Raw genomic sequence first — 1,340 nt, forward strand, 5'->3', positions numbered from 1 at the left:
TGTCTGCTTCACCGAGGCGAGCCATCGTTCGGTGCGCCCCAACCTCTCGCAGATAACCCGCGTTGCAAGTCCGTTATCCAGGAGCTGCCTGGCGCGTACTTTGACGTTTACATCCTCCGCAGTCGGAGCGGTTCGAGCTGCAATGACGGCGGATAAAAGAGCAACGGCCCGGTGAGTGGCACTGTCCCGCTCGGCCTTCTCCTTTTCCAACAGCTCATAGAGCTCACATACCCGAACACCAAGCCTTCGTGCCGCCTGCTTTATCGGCGTATGTTCCTCGTGGACTAGTTCCCACGCTCTGGTCGTCGTCGCCATGTTCCTCCGGCCTATCGCTGTTGCTGCGATGAGTCCTCCTGCCACGCCGCGCGTTGAACATCAACAACTTGCTGTGTTGTCCACAGTTCCAGATGCAGAGGACGGCCGCCGCGCGAGACCGACGACCGTCGGCGCGACTCGGCGAAGCTTCATGCGCGCATGCCGCATGGAGAAGTCAGACACGGGCGCCGCTCCTGGCGTAACCGAAAGTCCTCCATGTGCGGCGTGATAAGTCTATTTGCGGGCCTCGGCGCCGCGTACGCCCGCAAAGTTTCAGCGAAAGCCGTGAACAAAGGCTCAAGCAGATCGGTGCGAACGGGCGAAACAATTTAGGCGAGGAGGCTTCGTTCGCACCGATCACCGGCAGGCTGACGAGAGAACCAGCCTGCTGAGGGTGATGAGAATGCCGATACCGCATTCGCCTTTGCGCGCCACAAGGGTGCGTCGCGAGCGCTCCCGCCTGCTCCGCAGGCGCCCTTGTCCAGTGCAGGCTACGCGATCGTCGGACCGTATTCTGAGAGAGGAGTACGGACGATGAGCAGCCAAGACGCTGAATTGGAAGAGATGAGGTCGGGAGTGAGCTGCGCGGTGTTGTTGGAGCGGCATTCACCACCCTGGCAGTTGGACAAAAAGGAGAGCACGCGCAACTGCCTCAAGTATCGCAGAGCCAAGGGCGAGATCCTTTTGGTGACCCATGAGGGCCGCGGCTGGTGGGATCCCACCAGCGCGGCCAAGGGTGACATCTTCGGGCTGGTGCAATTCCTCAATCCGAGCCTGAGTTTTGGCGAGATTCGCAAAGTTCTCCGCCCATTCATCGGTCTGAGCCCAACTTTCCCGGTCCACGAGCGTCCGTCGGCGAAGGCAGCGCCGGACATGCCATTCGCGGTGAAGTGGGAGCGTCGGCGGCTGCCGCGGCCGGGCTCACCGACCTGGCGCTATCTGACCGAGACACGCCGTCTGCCCGCGCTCGTCGTGTCCGTCGCGATCGGCGCCGGCATGCTACGGGAAGGGCCCCATGGCAGTGC

Annotated in this window: 1 protein-coding gene and 1 pseudogene; one reads left to right on the plus strand and one right to left on the minus strand. The window is 62.2% G+C overall.

Annotated features, from left to right (window positions below; all coding sequences use genetic code 11):
- The coding region (locus tag GSQ92_RS30685) for a hypothetical protein (protein ID WP_216857044.1) at window positions 1-315 on the minus strand (315 nt) is incomplete at its 3' end.
- A 534-nt stretch (window positions 316-849) separates the two neighbouring features.
- Between GSQ92_RS30685 and GSQ92_RS30690 the strand changes: the two are divergent.
- Window positions 850-1,340, plus strand: a pseudogene (locus tag GSQ92_RS30690) (DUF3991 domain-containing protein); the annotation flags it as partial.

This window comes from Acidisoma sp. S159, from assembly GCF_009766125.1.
GTDB lineage: Bacteria > Pseudomonadota > Alphaproteobacteria > Acetobacterales > Acetobacteraceae > Acidisoma.